General features: G+C 64.7%; 11 protein-coding genes and 1 pseudogene. 6 read left to right on the top strand and 6 right to left on the bottom strand.

Features of this window, described 5'->3' with window-relative positions:
- Positions 1 to 7 precede the first annotated feature (7 nt).
- From D0B32_RS21410 to purT, 3 genes are all read right to left on the bottom strand, one after another.
- A complete protein-coding gene (locus tag D0B32_RS21410; protein ID WP_117336267.1) occupies positions 8 to 376 on the bottom strand; it encodes an MliC family protein in 369 nt (122 codons plus the stop codon).
- 87 nt (positions 377 to 463) lie between these two features.
- Positions 464 to 676: a DUF6726 family protein gene (locus D0B32_RS21405; protein WP_117336266.1), complete on the bottom strand. Its 213-nt coding sequence runs from the start codon at positions 674 to 676 to the stop codon at positions 464 to 466.
- Positions 677 to 801: 125 nt separating this feature from the next.
- Positions 802 to 2,022 carry a formate-dependent phosphoribosylglycinamide formyltransferase gene (purT, locus tag D0B32_RS21400; protein ID WP_117336265.1) on the bottom strand — a complete coding sequence of 407 codons (1,221 nt, stop codon included), beginning with the start codon at positions 2,020 to 2,022 and terminating at the stop codon, positions 802 to 804.
- 282 nt (positions 2,023 to 2,304) lie between these two features.
- On the opposite strand from purT, the gene D0B32_RS21395 reads away from it, so the two are divergent.
- Together D0B32_RS21395 and D0B32_RS33205 are read left to right on the top strand one after the other, a co-directional pair.
- Positions 2,305 to 2,889: an META domain-containing protein gene (locus D0B32_RS21395; protein WP_117336264.1), complete on the top strand. Its 585-nt coding sequence runs from the start codon at positions 2,305 to 2,307 to the stop codon at positions 2,887 to 2,889.
- Positions 2,890 to 5,682: 2,793 nt separating this feature from the next.
- Positions 5,683 to 7,221: pseudogene (locus D0B32_RS33205) on the top strand (DNA translocase FtsK); the annotation flags it as partial.
- A gap of 228 nt (positions 7,222 to 7,449) precedes the next feature.
- Here the strand turns inward: D0B32_RS33205 and D0B32_RS21385 are convergent.
- Positions 7,450 to 8,607, bottom strand: a complete 1,158-nt coding sequence (locus D0B32_RS21385) for a lactonase family protein (RefSeq protein WP_259295080.1) — start codon at positions 8,605 to 8,607, stop codon at positions 7,450 to 7,452.
- Positions 8,608 to 8,925: 318 nt separating this feature from the next.
- On the opposite strand from D0B32_RS21385, the gene D0B32_RS21380 reads away from it, so the two are divergent.
- Entirely contained in the window at positions 8,926 to 9,078 is a 153-nt protein-coding gene (locus D0B32_RS21380) for a DUF3096 domain-containing protein (RefSeq protein WP_117336261.1), read from the top strand.
- A gap of 136 nt (positions 9,079 to 9,214) precedes the next feature.
- Here D0B32_RS21380 and D0B32_RS21375 read toward each other — a convergent pair whose 3' ends face one another.
- Positions 9,215 to 9,460 (bottom strand): hypothetical protein, encoded by a 246-nt coding sequence (locus D0B32_RS21375; protein WP_117336260.1) that lies wholly within the window; start codon positions 9,458 to 9,460, stop codon positions 9,215 to 9,217.
- Between the two features lie 270 nt (positions 9,461 to 9,730).
- Here D0B32_RS21375 and D0B32_RS21370 point away from each other — a divergent pair, with 270 nt between their 5' ends.
- Both D0B32_RS21370 and D0B32_RS21365 read left to right on the top strand, forming a co-directional pair.
- Positions 9,731 to 11,593 (top strand): glycoside hydrolase family 15 protein, encoded by a 1,863-nt coding sequence (locus D0B32_RS21370; RefSeq protein ID WP_117336259.1) that lies wholly within the window; start codon positions 9,731 to 9,733, stop codon positions 11,591 to 11,593.
- 335 nt (positions 11,594 to 11,928) lie between these two features.
- Positions 11,929 to 13,209, top strand: coding sequence for a polyhydroxyalkanoate depolymerase (locus D0B32_RS21365; RefSeq protein ID WP_117336258.1), 1,281 nt, complete (start codon positions 11,929 to 11,931; stop codon positions 13,207 to 13,209).
- A 282-nt stretch (positions 13,210 to 13,491) separates the two neighbouring features.
- Here the strand turns inward: D0B32_RS21365 and D0B32_RS21355 are convergent, their stop codons facing one another.
- Entirely contained in the window at positions 13,492 to 14,124 is a 633-nt protein-coding gene (locus D0B32_RS21355; RefSeq protein WP_117336256.1) for a TetR/AcrR family transcriptional regulator, read from the bottom strand.
- Between the two features lie 330 nt (positions 14,125 to 14,454).
- Between D0B32_RS21355 and rsxB the strand changes: the two genes are divergently transcribed.
- Positions 14,455 to 15,336 carry an electron transport complex subunit RsxB gene (rsxB, locus tag D0B32_RS21350; RefSeq protein ID WP_117336255.1) on the top strand — a complete coding sequence of 294 codons (882 nt, stop codon included), beginning with the start codon at positions 14,455 to 14,457 and terminating at the stop codon, positions 15,334 to 15,336.

The raw sequence follows: 15,336 nt of genomic DNA, 5'->3' as shown, positions 1-15,336 counted from the left end.
AGCGGAGCTATCGGACCGGCGTCACGCAATCGGACAGGATGGGCGGCGCATTCTCGCCCGCCGTGGTGTCGTACAGATCGGCACGCGGTCCTTTGGTCCACCAGACGTAGCTGCCCGCCTGATATCTGACGCCCGACGCTGCCAGCGTGTCGACGAACAGCATGGGCCGGCCCTTCACGGGCACGAGCGCAAAACTCTGGCCATTCGACGCATTCCAGTACGTCACGCGCAGTATCTTGCCCGTGGCGCAGGTGTATTGATGCGTCTGCCGGTCTTTAGTCTGGATTTCAGCGAGCCGCAGAGGCGCCGCACAGACCGTTTGCAGCGAAGCCGCCGTACCGAGTAACGCCATTGCGGCGACAAGCCAATGCTTCATCAGAGTCTCCACTCACGCATATGATGTTGCAGTGTTACATAGTGCTTTACGTGTTGGCGTGACGTCACGATGGTCAAGCCGTCGGCATCAAGGATCGATTACATCGGCACAGGCATCGGTCGGCGCGGCGGCGACATGGCCGACCACCGGCACGATCTTGAGCCCTGCCGAAGCCACCCGGCAGGGCGCGGCGGCGAGCCCGCAACCCGCCAGCCCGGCGCACAGCGTCACCAGCACGCCAAGCGCCCCAAGGCGGCTCAATTTGCGCAGCCGCGCGTTACTGCGGGTGTCTGACCTCATGCGAACTTCTCCTGCCTGTCCTACATGGCTTGAACGAGCCGCGTGCCTGTCAGAGATTGTTTGAGGCTGTCTCAGACAGGCAACGCGGGGTACGACAACAGCAAAGCAGCGCTGATACGCGCCGCTCAGGACGACTGCCCTGACACCGGGCGCACGGCGGCGGCCGCTTGCTTGGCGCGCGCCCGGGCTTCGTCGGTGGTCGCGCCGGTGGCGAGCGCCACGCCCATGCGCCGCTTCACGAAACTCTCGGGCTTGCCGAACAGCCGCAGATCGGCAGTCGGCACCGCCAGCGCAGCGGCCACACCTTCGAAGGCGATACCGGCTTCGTCGAGACCGCCATAAATCACCGCCGACGCCCCCGGCGCGCGCAGCGACGTATCCACCGGCAAGCCGAGAATGGCGCGCGCGTGCAGTTCGAATTCGGAGAGGCGCTGCGTACACAGCGTAACGAGACCGGTGTCGTGCGGACGCGGGCTCACTTCCGAAAACCATACGTCATCGCCGCGCACGAAGAGTTCCACGCCGAAGAGGCCGCGGCCGCCGAGCGCGGTCGTCACCGCGTGGGCGATTTCGCGCGAGCGTTCGAGCGCGATCGGGCTCATGGGCTGCGGCTGCCACGATTCGACGTAATCGCCCGCCACCTGCACGTGGCCGATCGGATCGCAGAAGTACGTGCGGGTCTCGCCGCTGGCGGGATCAATGGCGCGCACGGTGAGCTGGGTGATTTCGTATTCGAAGTCGATGAACCCTTCGACGATCACGCGGCCGTGATTCACGCGGCCGCCCGCCATCGCGTATTGCCAGGCCGGTTCCACGTCGGCGTCGCTGCGCAAGACCGATTGGCCCTTGCCCGAGGACGACATCACCGGCTTGACCACGCACGGATAACCGACCTTGGCGATGCCGGCCTTGAGTTCGTCGAGCGAGTCTGCGAATGCGTACGGCGAGGTGGCGAGGCCGAGTTCTTCGGCAGCGAGGCGGCGGATGCCTTCGCGATTCATCGTCAGTTGCGTGGCGCGCGCCGTGGGGATCACTTCGGCGAGGCCATCGGCTTCGATGGCGGCGAGCGCGTCGGTGGCGATCGCTTCGATCTCCGGCACGATCAGGTGCGGACGTTCCTGTTCGACCAGCGTCCGCAGCGCGTCACGGTCGGTCATGTCGATGACGTGCGCGCGGTGCGCGACCTGATGCCCCGGCGCATTCGGATAACGGTCGACCGCGATCACTTCGACGCCCAGCCGCTGCAGCGCGATGATCACTTCCTTGCCGAGCTCGCCCGCGCCGAGCAGCATCACGCGCGTGGCCGAGGGGGAAAGCGGGGTGCCGATCCGTTGGCCGATCTGCATGGGGTCTCCAGAAAAATGTCGGATGGGATGGAATGGGTAGATCAGCGATGTTAACATGCCCAACCCATGCCCAACCCATGCTTACCGCACGCGTCATCTGTCTGTGATGCCCGTGTTGCTGCGTCCGCGGCGGGGCGTAGAGCCGCCACCAGCGCGGCTCGCGTCACCGCCGTGACACACGCGCATAACCGTTGCGCCGGACCCGTCGACGACGATCACTCGCGCACGGCAACCCGGCTGCGTTACCCTTACGCCTTTGCAAGTTTCAATAGGACCGACGCCATGTTCACAACGTCTCCCGCGCGAAGCATTGCGCGTCTCGTTGCGCCGCTTCATGCGTCGCTTGTCAGGTCACCGCGCGCAGCCCGCCGCGTCTGCGGCCATGCGCTCGCCGCGCTGAGCGTGGCCGCGCTGTTCACGGCCTGTTCGATGCCCACTCACCCGGATGCCAAGGCCCCGCCGCCCGATCCGTTCAACCCGGCGGCCACCCAGTTGCTGGACGACACGAGCTGGACCCTGAGCACCTGGAAGCAGGCGGACGGCAGCATGCGCGCCGTGCCCGCTGCGGATAGCGGCGCACCGCTCACCCTGGTGCTGTCCACCGCCAGCGGCCAGCGCCGCGTCAACGGCTTTTCGGGCTGCAACCGTTTCATGGGCACGTACGCGCTGACCGAAGGCAAGCTGAGCTTCGGCCCGCTTGCCGGCACGCGCATGGCCTGTGCGACGCCCGGCGGCGAGCTCGAAGGTCCGTATCTCGATGCGCTCGCTCATATCAACCGCACGGGTGTACAGATGCGCCCGCCGCAGGAGTTGCAGTTGATCCTCGAAAACGGCGACACGCTGACCTTCGCGCGTCAGGGCAAGTGAGCGCATGCCGGTCGCGCTCACGCGGGTTTGCCGCTGTCCTGGTTCCCTGTATGGTCCGCCGGCCTGGTCCGCTGGGTTCGTCACGTGTCTTCGTCACTTGTCTTCGAGACGTTACGCATCCCCGGTTAAACTCGACGGATTGCGCTTTTGCGGATCCGTCATTCGTTGATGTCTAGCATGCACACGGTAGTTTTCGGCTGGTTCGGCGGGTCGGCCGTCTGGTTCATTCCCCTCTTCTGGCGCCTCGTCAAGGCCGTGCTGCCTGGCGGCGTCGGCTTGCGCGGTCCCGGCACGATCCGCTTGTGGCTCGGCTTCGTCTGTGTGCTCGTGGCAAGCTGCACGCTGGAGGCATCGCTGCTCAATATGGTTGGCGTCGATGGGCTCGGCCACGCGCTGGCCGGCGGCTTTGGCAAACTGCTCGGGCACATCGCCACACCGCTCGTGATGCTGGCGCTGCTGGTGCTGAGCCTGCCGTGGTTGATCGACTTCCGCTGGAGCAGCGTCGCCGCCTGGACGGATAGCGCGTTCGGGCTCGGGCTGTCACGCGGGCTGGCCAAACGTGACGAGGACGCACGCCGGCGCAGCAGTCCCGATACCGGGTTGCCGGCCTACGGCTCTACGCCCGCCAATCCGATGACACCGAGAAGCCAGGGCCGTTACGCACGGCCAACGGTATGGCGGCCGCCTGCTTCGAAGCGGGGCGCGTCCACGGCGGGTGGCATGGCTGCGGGGATCGGTGGTGCGGGTGGTGCGGGTGGTGCGGGTGGTGCGACAGACACGTTCGCCGCCGACGCGCGCCGTGGCGCGCCTGCCACCTCCGCTGGCGCAGGCTGGCAAGCGAGGGACGCATCTTCCCGTGGCGCGGCGAATGCAGGAGAAAGCACGGCCCGCACGCGTGCCGGTGCAGCGGTTCACCAGAGCGCGGCGCGTGGACAAGCTGCGGGCGGCGCGGTCGAGCGCCCCGCTCCGTGGATGCCGGCCGAGCCGGTCGCACCGGAGGGCTGGTTGCGTGAATCCGCGGGGGTCGCGCCTAAGACCACACGTGAGCAGACAGGCGTTGCAGCGCAAGCTTCGGCAACCGCACAGCCCACTGCAGCCTCTACTTCTTCCGACTCGCGCGGCGCGGCGCGTCCGGTTGCTCAGCCCAGTCCGTTCGGCGCGGCAGTGACCGCTGCCGGTCTCAGCGCAGCGGCAGCGGCACCGAAGTCGCTCGCCGCAACTCAAGCGCTGCATGGCGGAGCGGTTGAGCCTTCACACGTTCGTCGTGATGCGGCGGCGAGCGGGGGGCAGCCGGGTGCGTCCTCTGCGACGCCTTCCGGATCCCCTTCGGCAACGCATTCTGCTTCGACTCTCGGGGCCTCCACTGCTGCGCCAGGCACGGCACGCGCCGGCGCTTCGACGCCCGCTTCCGGCACGCGAGGTCCCGTGCAACGGTCCGGCTTCAACGGGCCTGCCGGTGCGACGACGCCAGGCACGGCACCCGGTGTCCAGGGCACGTCTGGGCAGAACGCGCAGTCCAACCTGAACCGGTCTCCGGTCACGCGGACCGGCACGCGTGCCCCGACCTTCTCGCGACCGTCAGCGAACACGCAAGCCGTCACGCCGCCGGCGAGCGTGCAGGAGACGTTGCGCAGCATCGAAGAAAATGCGGCCCGCTGGACAACCATCGCCGGCGCGAGCCTCGCTCGACGCGGTGGCGCCGAGGTGGTGCGGTTTACGACCGAGGCGGCTGGTCCCGCATCGCAAGGGGTGGAGCACAAGCTGACCGACGCAGACGGCACTCGCGGCACGGGCGAACCGACCGCGAACATGGATGCGGTTGGCACCGCTTCGGCTGATGCGCTTGCTGCGGGTGTTGCATCGGGCACGCCTGCGGCATCTGCGTCTGTGGCGCCTGGTAAGGCGGCTGCGCTTGCTACGTCTGCCGTAACCGCTGCAACCGCTGCACCTGCTGCACCTGCTGAATCTGCGCCTTCTGACGCATCGCTCTCTGCGCAGCCCGCCGCAGCGGATGCAACGCAACCAGACGCAACCAACGTCCCAGCCTCGCCTGCGGAGGCTTCGCCCGCTCCCGCCGCTGCGTCTGCAAATGACGCTCCCCTGCCCTTCTCGGCAATCGTCAGCACATCCGACCATACGTCGTCGGCAGTGACGGAAGCTGAGCACGCCAGTGTTCCCAGCGCCGCCGAACATCTAGAGCCAGCCGCAGAGCCGAGCCCCGTCGAGCACGTTGGACGCGTCGACCATACCGGGGACGTTGGCGATCTCGCTCACCCCAGCCAGACCGAACGCAATACCGATGCTGCACGTACCGACCACGGCGATTACTCCGAAGCGGCCAGCCATGTCGATCACGCTGTACGCAGCGAACCCGACGCACCGGTTGACCTTCCCGCGAAAAGTAGCCAGGCAGAACAACCTCAGCACACCGACGAGTCCGCCCGCACCACCCCCGTCGCGCCAGCACACGCCGCGCCCACATCCAGCGAGCCCGCGCTACCGCCCGCCGCTGTGGTCTCGAACGTGGTGCGCTTTCCCGGCTTCGGCGCACATGGCATCGCCCGCGCCGGTTCCGAGGTCTCCGACGCCGCATCCGCGAGCAATGAACTCGCGCCCGCGCCGTTCGACGCGGTCGAGGACGACCCCATCGCAGTCGACGAATACGACGCACCCGACGCCTCTAGCATCGACGACAGCAACCCGATCAGCAACAGCACCGGCCCCATCGCATCCGGCCTCACCGCGCCGTTTCCGATCACCCGTCACGAGCCGGCCAACGAACCCGTCGCGCCCCGCCCTCCCGTGCGTGGCCATGCACCGACCGTATTCGAATTCCATGCGCCAGCGGCTTCAATGGTCGAACTGCCCACGCTCGATCTGCTCGCCCGCGCCGACACCGATGTCGAGCCGGTCTCCGAGGAACGTCTCGCAGAAACCGGCCAGTTGATCGAACAGCGTTTGCAGGAATTCAAGGTGCCGGTGACGGTGGTCGGCGCGTCCGCGGGGCCGGTCATCACGCGCTTCGAAGTCGAGCCTGCGCTCGGCGTGCGCGGCAGCCAGATCGTCGGCCTGATGAAGGACCTGTCGCGCGGCCTGGGCCTGACCTCGATTCGCGTCGTCGAGACTATCCCCGGCAAGACCTGCATGGGTCTCGAACTGCCCAACGCGAAGCGGCAGACCATTCGTCTCTCTGAGATCCTCGAAGCGAATGTCTACCAGCACTCGCACTCCATGCTGACGCTCGCAATGGGCAAGGACATCACCGGCCATCCGGTCGTCGCCGATCTGGCCAAGGCGCCGCACATGCTGGTAGCGGGTACGACCGGCTCGGGCAAGTCGGTGGCGATCAACGCCATGATCGTGTCGCTGCTGTACAAGGCCACGCCGGAAGACGTGCGCCTCATCATGATCGATCCGAAGATGCTGGAACTGTCGGTCTACGAAGGCATTCCGCATCTGCTCGCGCCGGTGGTCACGGACATGAAGCTGGCGGCCAACGCGCTCAACTGGTGTGTCGGCGAAATGGAGAAGCGCTACCGGCTGATGTCGGCGGTGGGCGTGCGCAATCTGGCGGGCTTCAACCAGAAAATCCGCGACGCGGAAGCGGCCGGCAAGAAACTCGGCAACCCGTTTTCGTTGACGCCGGAAGCGCCCGAGCCGCTCGCCACGCTGCCGTTGATCGTCGTCGTGATCGACGAGCTTGCCGATCTGATGATGGTGGCCGGCAAGAAGATCGAAGAGCTGATTGCGCGCCTCGCGCAGAAAGCGCGCGCCGCGGGCATCCACCTGATTCTTGCGACCCAACGGCCTTCGGTCGATGTCATCACGGGGCTCATCAAGGCCAACATCCCGACCCGCGTCGCCTTCCAGGTGTCGTCCAAGATCGACTCGCGCACGATTCTCGATCAGATGGGCGCCGAATCGCTGCTCGGCCAGGGCGACATGCTGTTCCTGCCGCCTGGCACCGGTTATCCGCAGCGCGTGCACGGCGCGTTCGTGGCCGACGAGGAGGTACATCGGATCGTCGAGTATCTGAAGCAGTTCGGTGAGCCGCAATACGAGGAAGGCATCCTCGACGGTCCCACGACCGAAGGCGCCACGCAGGACCTGTTCGGCGACACGCCCGATGCCGAAGCCGACCCGCTCTACGACGAGGCGGTCGCCTTCGTGGTGCGGACCCGGCGCGCGTCGATCTCATCGGTGCAGCGGCAATTGCGCATTGGCTACAACCGCGCTGCGCGCCTCGTGGAACAGATGGAGACGGCCGGACTGGTGTCGGCGATGGGTATCAACGGCAGCCGCGAAGTGCTGGCGCCTGGTCCGGCGGAATGAGCGGCGAGTATCGCAAGCGCGGTGTTTGCTTGAAACCGCATTGAGGCCTTGAGCCCGCAATGCGGCCGCAACGAGCCGCAATGAGGCCGCATCAAACCCGGCCAGCAAAAAGCCCCGCAGACAGCGATGCCTGCGGGGCTTTTTTGCGTGCACTAAACGCGGTCCACCGAGCAACAACGTGCAAAATCCATCCACTGCGCTGCGCGCTACCCGATGCCGCTCAGGACATCACGACGGCGAGACCAGCTTGAAATCCACTGGCGAACCAATGTCGATCCGCTTCGGGTTGGCGTCCAGCAAGCCGGTCTGCTGATCGCGCTTGAACACGTACATGGTGTCGCTATTCTGATTGCCGACGATCAGCCAGTTGCCGGTCGGATCAATGGCGAACTCACGCGGCGACTTGCCGAGGCTCGACTGCCGGCCGATCAGCTTCAGATGGCCGTTCGACTGATCCACCGAGAAGATCACGATTTCGTTGGCATCGCCGCGATTGGTGGCATACAGGAAGTGGCCATCCGGCGACAGATGGATCGCCGCCGCCCCCACCTGCCCCTTGAAGTGCGGCGCGCTGAGCGGTGACACCTGGACCAGCGTGAGCTTGCCGTCGTCGTAACGGAACGTGCTGACCGTGGCGGCCAGTTCACTCGTCAGATACGCGTATTTGCCGTCCGGGCCAAACACCAGATGGCGCGGTCCGCTGCCGGCCTTGACGTCCGTATAGCGCCACTCGGTCGGGCCGAACAGTCCGCGGCTGCCGTCGGGCGTGTAACGATACGAATACAGCTTGTCCGCACCGAGGTCCTGCGCGAACAGGTACTGGCCGTCCGGCGAGAACACCGTGGAGTGGACGTGCGAGTTATCCTGCCGTCCCTTCACCGGACCACCGCCCTCGTGATGCACCGTCAGCACCGCCGTGCCGACCTGGCCGTCCGGTTGCAGCGGGAACACGGCGAAGCTGCCGCCCGGGTCGGCGGCCACCGAATAGTTGGCCGTCAGCAGATACTTGCCGTCCGGCGAAATCTTCAGATAACACGGGTCGTTGCCTTCAGCCGAGACCTTGTTGAGGAACGTCAACTGGCCGCTGACCGGATCGAAGCCGAACGCGCTGATGCCGCCGCGCTGCGAGGCGGGACCGTTGTCGCCGGGCAGTTCATTGACCGCATACACATGACGCCGGTCGCTGCTGACCACGAGGTACGACGGATTGACCGTCTGCGCGGCCGACACGCGGGTCGCCTCGCCGGTCTTCGTGTCGAAGTGATAGACGTAGATGCCTTCGCTCTTGCCGCCCGTGTAGGTGCCGACGAGCATGTCGTAGACGCCATCGGCGGGGGCCGGTCCGGCATCCTGGGCGAACGCATGTGTGGTCGCAAGCGAGACCATCAGCAGGAAACCTCTTATTATCGTGCGGGCAGACTGGAATGACTGACGAGGAGCAGACGAAGCACGCGTGGCCGCGCCGCCGGGTCGGCCTGAATCGGAACGTGGGAACGCGAAGAACGCGGCGTGCGGAGCAACTCGGTCACGACAAGGCATGGGGATCTCCTGGACATTCGGTTGTTCGGATTGGCTGTCACTGGTCTGCCGCGCGCTGCCGGGCGTCGTTGTCTGTATTTTCGTTATCGGCGCAAGTATAGAAGATAGAAGCAAAACATCGGTCTTCACACCGCAACCCAACCCGTAGTCAGACTCGGAGCTTCCATGAACATCACCCTCAGCCTGGGCCCGGTGGTATCGCTGATCGCCGGCATCCTCATCCTCGTGATGCCGCGCCTCCTGAATTACATCGTTGCGCTCTATCTGATCATCATCGGCGTGATCGGCATCTTCGGTGTGAGCGCATCGCATTTCTGAGCAGGCGCATTGCCGCTCGACGAACGACCGCTTGCCGCCTGGCCCAGCGCTCTGCTGGGCAAGCGCGCAACGCGGCATGGTGAAAACGCAGGCTTACGCCCCGCAAGCTCAGCGAGTCATTAGAGTCGTTAGCCGGCTAGCCGTTAGCCAGTTGCTCGAGGCGCAGGCGCCCCTGCAGCGACAGGCCGCCGACGGCATAATGACCGTCGCCCTTGTGATATTGCTTGAAGCAGGCCCGCTCGATCAGGAACGCCGCGGTGGCGTTCAGGCAGTTGCGCGACAGACCGAGGCTGCGCGCGTCCAGCGGTAGCAGGGAATCGCCGGCCAGTTTGCTGGCGGCGGAGAGTATGGTGATGCAATCGGATTTCGACGGGTTCAGCATGGCCTTCCTCCTCGAAAACAGTCTTCGCATACGCGGATGGCCCGTCACGGTGCAGCCCTGGACAGGCCTTCGCTCATCAACCAAAGATCTGATTTTACGCAGCAGCTTGCCGGGTTGCCAAGCCGGAACGCCCAAGACACGCGGTGAACCAAAACGCATGCAGCGAGTCCGGTAATAACAGCGGCCCGCCACGCGACGGGCGCATTCCTTACATGCTGCTTATGACGCTTACCTGAACCTGGTCCCTGAATCTAGCCCTGAATTAGCCCTATGCCCGCACTCATTGAAGACTACGCCCTCGTCGGCGACGGCCACACGGCCGCGCTGATCTCCCGTGATGGTTCCGTTGACTGGCTCTGCTGGCCGCGTTTCGATTCGGGCGCCTGCTTCGCCGCCCTGCTCGGCACCGAACAGCACGGCCGCTGGCTGATCGCCCCCAATCTGGACGACGCCGAGAAGCCGCCGGTGATCAAACGTCGCTATCGCGGCGAAACCCTGATTCTCGAAACCGATATCGAAACCGCCGATGGCGCGGTGACCGTCATTGATTTCATGCCGCCGGGCAATGGCTGGTCGGAACTGGTCCGGATCGTGGTGGGCCGCCGTGGCACGGTACGCATGAAGATGGAACTGGTGCTGCGCTTCGATTACGGCTTCTCGATTCCGTGGGTGAGCCGCCTGAAGCACGACAGCGGCATCAAGGCGATCGTCGGACCGGACACGGCGATTCTGCGCACGCCCGTCGAAGTGCGCGGCGAAAACATGCACAGCGTCGCCGAGTTCACCGTCACCGCTGGCGAGCGCGTGCCGTTCTCGCTCGCTTACTCACCATCGCATCTGCGTATCCCGCCGGCGCGCGACCCGCACACGGCGCTCGCCCGCACGGAGAATCACTGGCGCGAATGGGCGGCGCGCAGCACGGTCGAGGGCAAGTACGCGGAGCCGATCCGCCGCTCGCTGATCACGTTGAAGGCGCTCGCCTACGAGCCGACCGGCGGCATCGTGGCCGCGCCCACCACCTCGTTGCCGGAACAGCTCGGCGGCACGCGTAACTGGGACTACCGCTACTGCTGGCTGCGCGACGCCACCATCACCCTGCTCGCCATGATGCGCGGCGGCTACTTCGACGAAGCCCGTGCATGGCGTAGCTGGCTGGCTCGCGTGATGGCGGGCTCGCCGGAGCAGTTGCAGATCATGTACGGCATCGCGGGCGAGCGGCGTCTGCCCGAGTCCGAGATCGACTGGCTGCCGGGCTACCAGGGTGCGGCGCCCGTGCGCATCGGCAACAATGCGGCCGGCCAGCTGCAACTGGACGTCTACGGCGAAGTGATGAACGCGCTGCATCTGGCGCGGGTGGGCGGTCTGCAAAACGACGAGACTGCCTGGAACGTGCAGTGCGAAATGCTCGAACATCTGGAGACGATCTGGCAGCAGCCCGACGAAGGCATCTGGGAAACGCGCGGCGGCCGTCAGCACTTCACGTTCTCGAAGGTGATGGCGTGGGTGGCCTTCGACCGCGCGGTCAAATCAGCCGAATTGTTCGACCTGCCCGGCCCGATCGAACATTGGCGCGCGATCCGCGACCAGATTCACGCCGAGGTCTGCGAGCGTAGCTGGAACAGCAAGCTCAACGCCTTCACGCAGGTGTACGGCGGCGATGAACTCGACGCCAGCGTGCTGCTGTTGCCGCAGGTCGGCTTTCTGCCGCCCAGCGATCCGCGCGTGATCGGCACGGTCGCGGCGACGGAAAAGTATCTGATGCGCGACGGCTTCGTGATGCGCTACCGCACCACCGAATTCGACGACGGCCTGCCACCTGGCGAAGGCACTTTCCTCGCTTGCAGCTTCTGGATGGTGGATAACCTCGCCATGCAGGGCCGCGTGGCCGAAGCCGAGGAAATGTTCGAACGTCTGCTCGGACTCGCCAACGACGTCGGCCTGCTCGCCGAAGAATACGATCCGGCCGCGAAGCGCCTGGTTGGCAACTTCCCGCAGGCGTTTTCGCACGTGGCACTGGTGCACACGGGGCTCAATCTGATGAAGCACGAGCAGGAGATGGCCAAAGCGACCGGACAACCGCCGCACGACGGCGAGAGCGAGGAGGGCGCGGCGTCCGCGCAGCCGGCGGTTTAACGCCGGGCGCGGAACGTGCTGCTGGTGGAGCTGGTACTGATCACGTCGGGATCATGGCAGGCGATGAAGGCTGGGGCGTATCGGCAGGAAGAGCGAAAAACTTGACCCTGCGGGAACCCCGTATAGCAGTGCAGCAACATCGGCTATACCATGATCTAATGACGTTTTAGCAAATGCCCGACCTTCCATTGCTGCGTTGCACAATGTAGCGTTGTTCTATATTATCAACCGCAACTGTTGGCCGATAACCAGCGTCCACAACCACTACGGCCCGCCGCTACGCCACCTGCGTGTTTGCGAAGCCCCATGCGAACCGCCCCAACAATGGAGCACCCATGCTCTATCAAATACACGAATTCCAGCGGGCATTGTTGAGCCCGCTGACCGCCTGGGCTCAGGCCGCGTCGAAGTCTTTCGCGAATCCGGCCAGCCCATTTGCCTATGTTCCGGGCGCCACCCGTCTTTCCGCCGGTTACGAGTTGCTCTACCGGCTCGGCAAAGACTACGAAAAGCCCGAATTCAACATCCATCAGATCGTCAAGGACGGCCACAACATTCCGATCATCGAACAAACGATCATCGAGAAGCCGTTTTGCCGTCTCTTGCGCTTCAAGCGTTTCGCTGATGACAGCGGCGCTGTCAGTCAACTGAAAGACGAACCGGTGGTGCTGGTGTGCGCGCCGTTGTCCGGCCACCACGCCACGCTGCTGCGCGATACCGTGCGCACCCTGCTGCAGGACCACAAGGTGTACATCACCGACTGGCTCGACGCACGCATGGTGCCGCTTGAAGACGGCCAGTTCCGCCTCGACGATTACGTTGCTTACATTCAGGAGTTCATCCGCCATATCGGCGCGAAGAACCTGCACGTCATTTCCGTTTGCCAGCCCACCGTGCCGGTGCTTGCCGCCATTTCGCTGCTGGCGAGCCGCGGCGAGGACACGCCGCGCACGATGACGATGATGGGCGGCCCGATCGACGCGCGTAAGAGCCCGACTTCGGTGAATTCGCTTGCCACGCAGCATTCGTTCGAATGGTTCGACAACAACGTGATCCACACGGTGCCGCCGAACTATCCGGGCGTGGGCCGCAAGGTCTATCCGGGCTTCCTGCAACACACGGGTTTCGTGGCCATGAATCCGGAGCGTCACGCCGCTTCGCACTGGGACTACTACCAGAGCCTGCTGGCCGGCGACGAAGACGACGCCGAAGCGCACCGCCGCTTCTACGACGAGTACAACGCCGTGCTCGACATGGACGCCGACTATTACCTCGACACCATCCGTGTGGTCTTCCAGGAATTCCGTCTGGCCGAAGGCACGTGGGACGTGTCGGGCGAGCGCGTGCGGCCGCAGGACATCAAGACCACGGCCCTCTTCACGATTGAAGGCGAACTGGACGATATCTCCGGTGACGGTCAGACGCGTGCCGCGCATGATCTGTGCAGCGGCATCCCTGCCAGGGACAAGCAGCATTTCACCGCTGAAAAGTGCGGCCACTACGGCATCTTCTCGGGCCGGCGCTGGCGCACCATCATTTATCCGCAGCTGCGCGACTTCATCCTCGCGCACAACAACAAGAGCACCAAAGCCCCGGCGGAAAAAGTCGAAGCATGATGCGGCTCGTGCAACTTGCGCAACCTGCGGCTTGACTCACTGGACCGCGACGGTTTCGAACTCGTTTCCAGGTTGGTGAGCGACGAAAAGAAAACGGCCCCTGAATTTCAGGGGCCGTTTTTGTTTGGATCGCACTTCGAATTTTCAGGCACCACACGTCAGGTGCAAGCCGGGCGCAAAATTGAGTGGCACAGCGAAACTTCGCTCGCCCAATGAGAAGCGTGCCGCGATGTTATCTAACGTCGCCACCGCTGCACGACGCTCCATAACGCCTGGCCCCGTCTAGCGCCTCAACAGGTACGCCAGCAACAACTCCGTGTTCATCTGCACCAGTTCGCTACGCTCCGCGGGCGCGCTGAAATCGCGGCCCATCGTCGCTTCCAGCGTGAAGCGGTTCGACACGATGTAATACCCCATGCCGGAGAGCGTCACGTAAAAACGCAGCGGGTCGACATTGGTACGAAACAACCCCGCCCGCTGACCGCGTTCGAGAATGCTCGCCAGCGTGGCAACGATGGGCGAAATCATTTCCCGGATGCGGGTGGACTTCTGCATATAGCGCGCCTCGTGCAGGTTCTCGTTGTTGACGAGACGCAGCAGTTCGGGGTGATCGCGATAGTAGTCCCACACGAAATGCGCCAGCCGCGTGACGGCCTCGACCGGAGCGATACCCGCCAGGTCGAGCGTGCGTTCAGCTTCAGTGAGCGCGCTGAATGCGTGCTCCAGTACGGCGGTGAAAAGCTGCTCCTTGCTACCGAAGTAGTAGTAGAGCATTCGTTCATTGGTTTCCGCACGGCGGGCGATCTGATCGACGCGCGCGCCGAACAACCCACCATTTGCAAATTCCTCAGCTGCCGCGAGCAGAATACGGCGCCGGGTGCCTTCAGGATCTCTTTTGATTTTCGGCTGATTCATGGTGGCAGTATCGTAAGCCGCGTTAACCGGATCGTGCCGCCGGCCTCTCCTCGGGCCTTGAACCGACAGCAGTGACCGGGCTGGTTGGGGGATACCCTTCTGCGGTCTTTCGGAAAAGCGCTTCGATTATGGCACATGGTTTGACAATGGCAATCGGGGAAATCGGCGATAATGTCGCATTTCTCCTACCCCTGAGCGAGCCGGCCATTCAGCCTCGCTTTACGCCTGTCGTTGAACGCCTCGGGTAGTCTTTAGCCGCCGCTTTGGCCATCCTTAGGTTGACCTGAGCAACCGTTTCGGCGTCCCTCGGCAAGCCTCACCGTTGTTACCGTGATCGATTCCATCGCACTCGCAGACCGCATCGAAGATCTGTTGCCCCAGACCCAATGCACGAAATGCGGATATCCCGCATGCCGTCCGTACGCCGAAGCCGTAGCACTTGGCACAGCGAACTACAATCAATGCCCGCCTGGCGGCGCCGAGGGTGTGGCGCGGCTCGCCACCCTGCTCGGCAAACCGGTCATCCCGCTCAATCCAGCGAATGGTCCTGAACGGCCACGTCCACTGGCCGTGATCGACGAGAACTTGTGCATCGGCTGCACGCTGTGCATGCAGGCGTGTCCGGTGGACGCGATCATCGGCGCACCCAAGCAGATGCATACCGTGATCGCCGCACTGTGCACGGGCTGCGACCTGTGCGTGCCGCCCTGCCCGGTCGACTGCATCGCGATGGAACCGGTCACAGGCGAAGCCACCGGCTGGGATGCGTGGACGCAGGAGCAGGCCGACGCCGCCCGCGTGCGCCATGATCGCCGCGCAGCACGTCTCACGCGCGAGCGCGAGGCGGCCGAAGCCCGCGCCGCAGCACGCCGCGCCGTGGGCAGCGCGAACCCGCACGCGCCGAGCGCCAGTACGGCTGACAGCGCAGCACAAGGGTCTCCGGCATCGTCCGTTGACGACGCCGAAGCGAAGAAGCGTGCCATCATTCAGGCGGCGCTCGAACGGGCGCGCAAGAAGAAAGAAGAGATGGCCGCGAAGGGCGCGGGTCCGCAAAACGTCGAACATGTCAGCGCCGACGTGCAGGCGCAGATCGACGCCGCCGAAGCGCGTCGCCGGCGGCTTGGCATCGAAGGCGAGGATGCGTCGCAAGCGCCGTCAGCCGCCCCCCTCGCGCCAGGCTCATCCGGCGACGAGTCTCCGTCCAAATCCTGA

It is taken from the genome of Paraburkholderia sp. DHOC27 (genome assembly GCF_003429005.1).
GTDB lineage: Bacteria > Pseudomonadota > Gammaproteobacteria > Burkholderiales > Burkholderiaceae > Paraburkholderia.
Note: the sequence above shows the minus strand (reverse complement) of the source record. Positions and strands in the feature narration are given on the sequence as shown.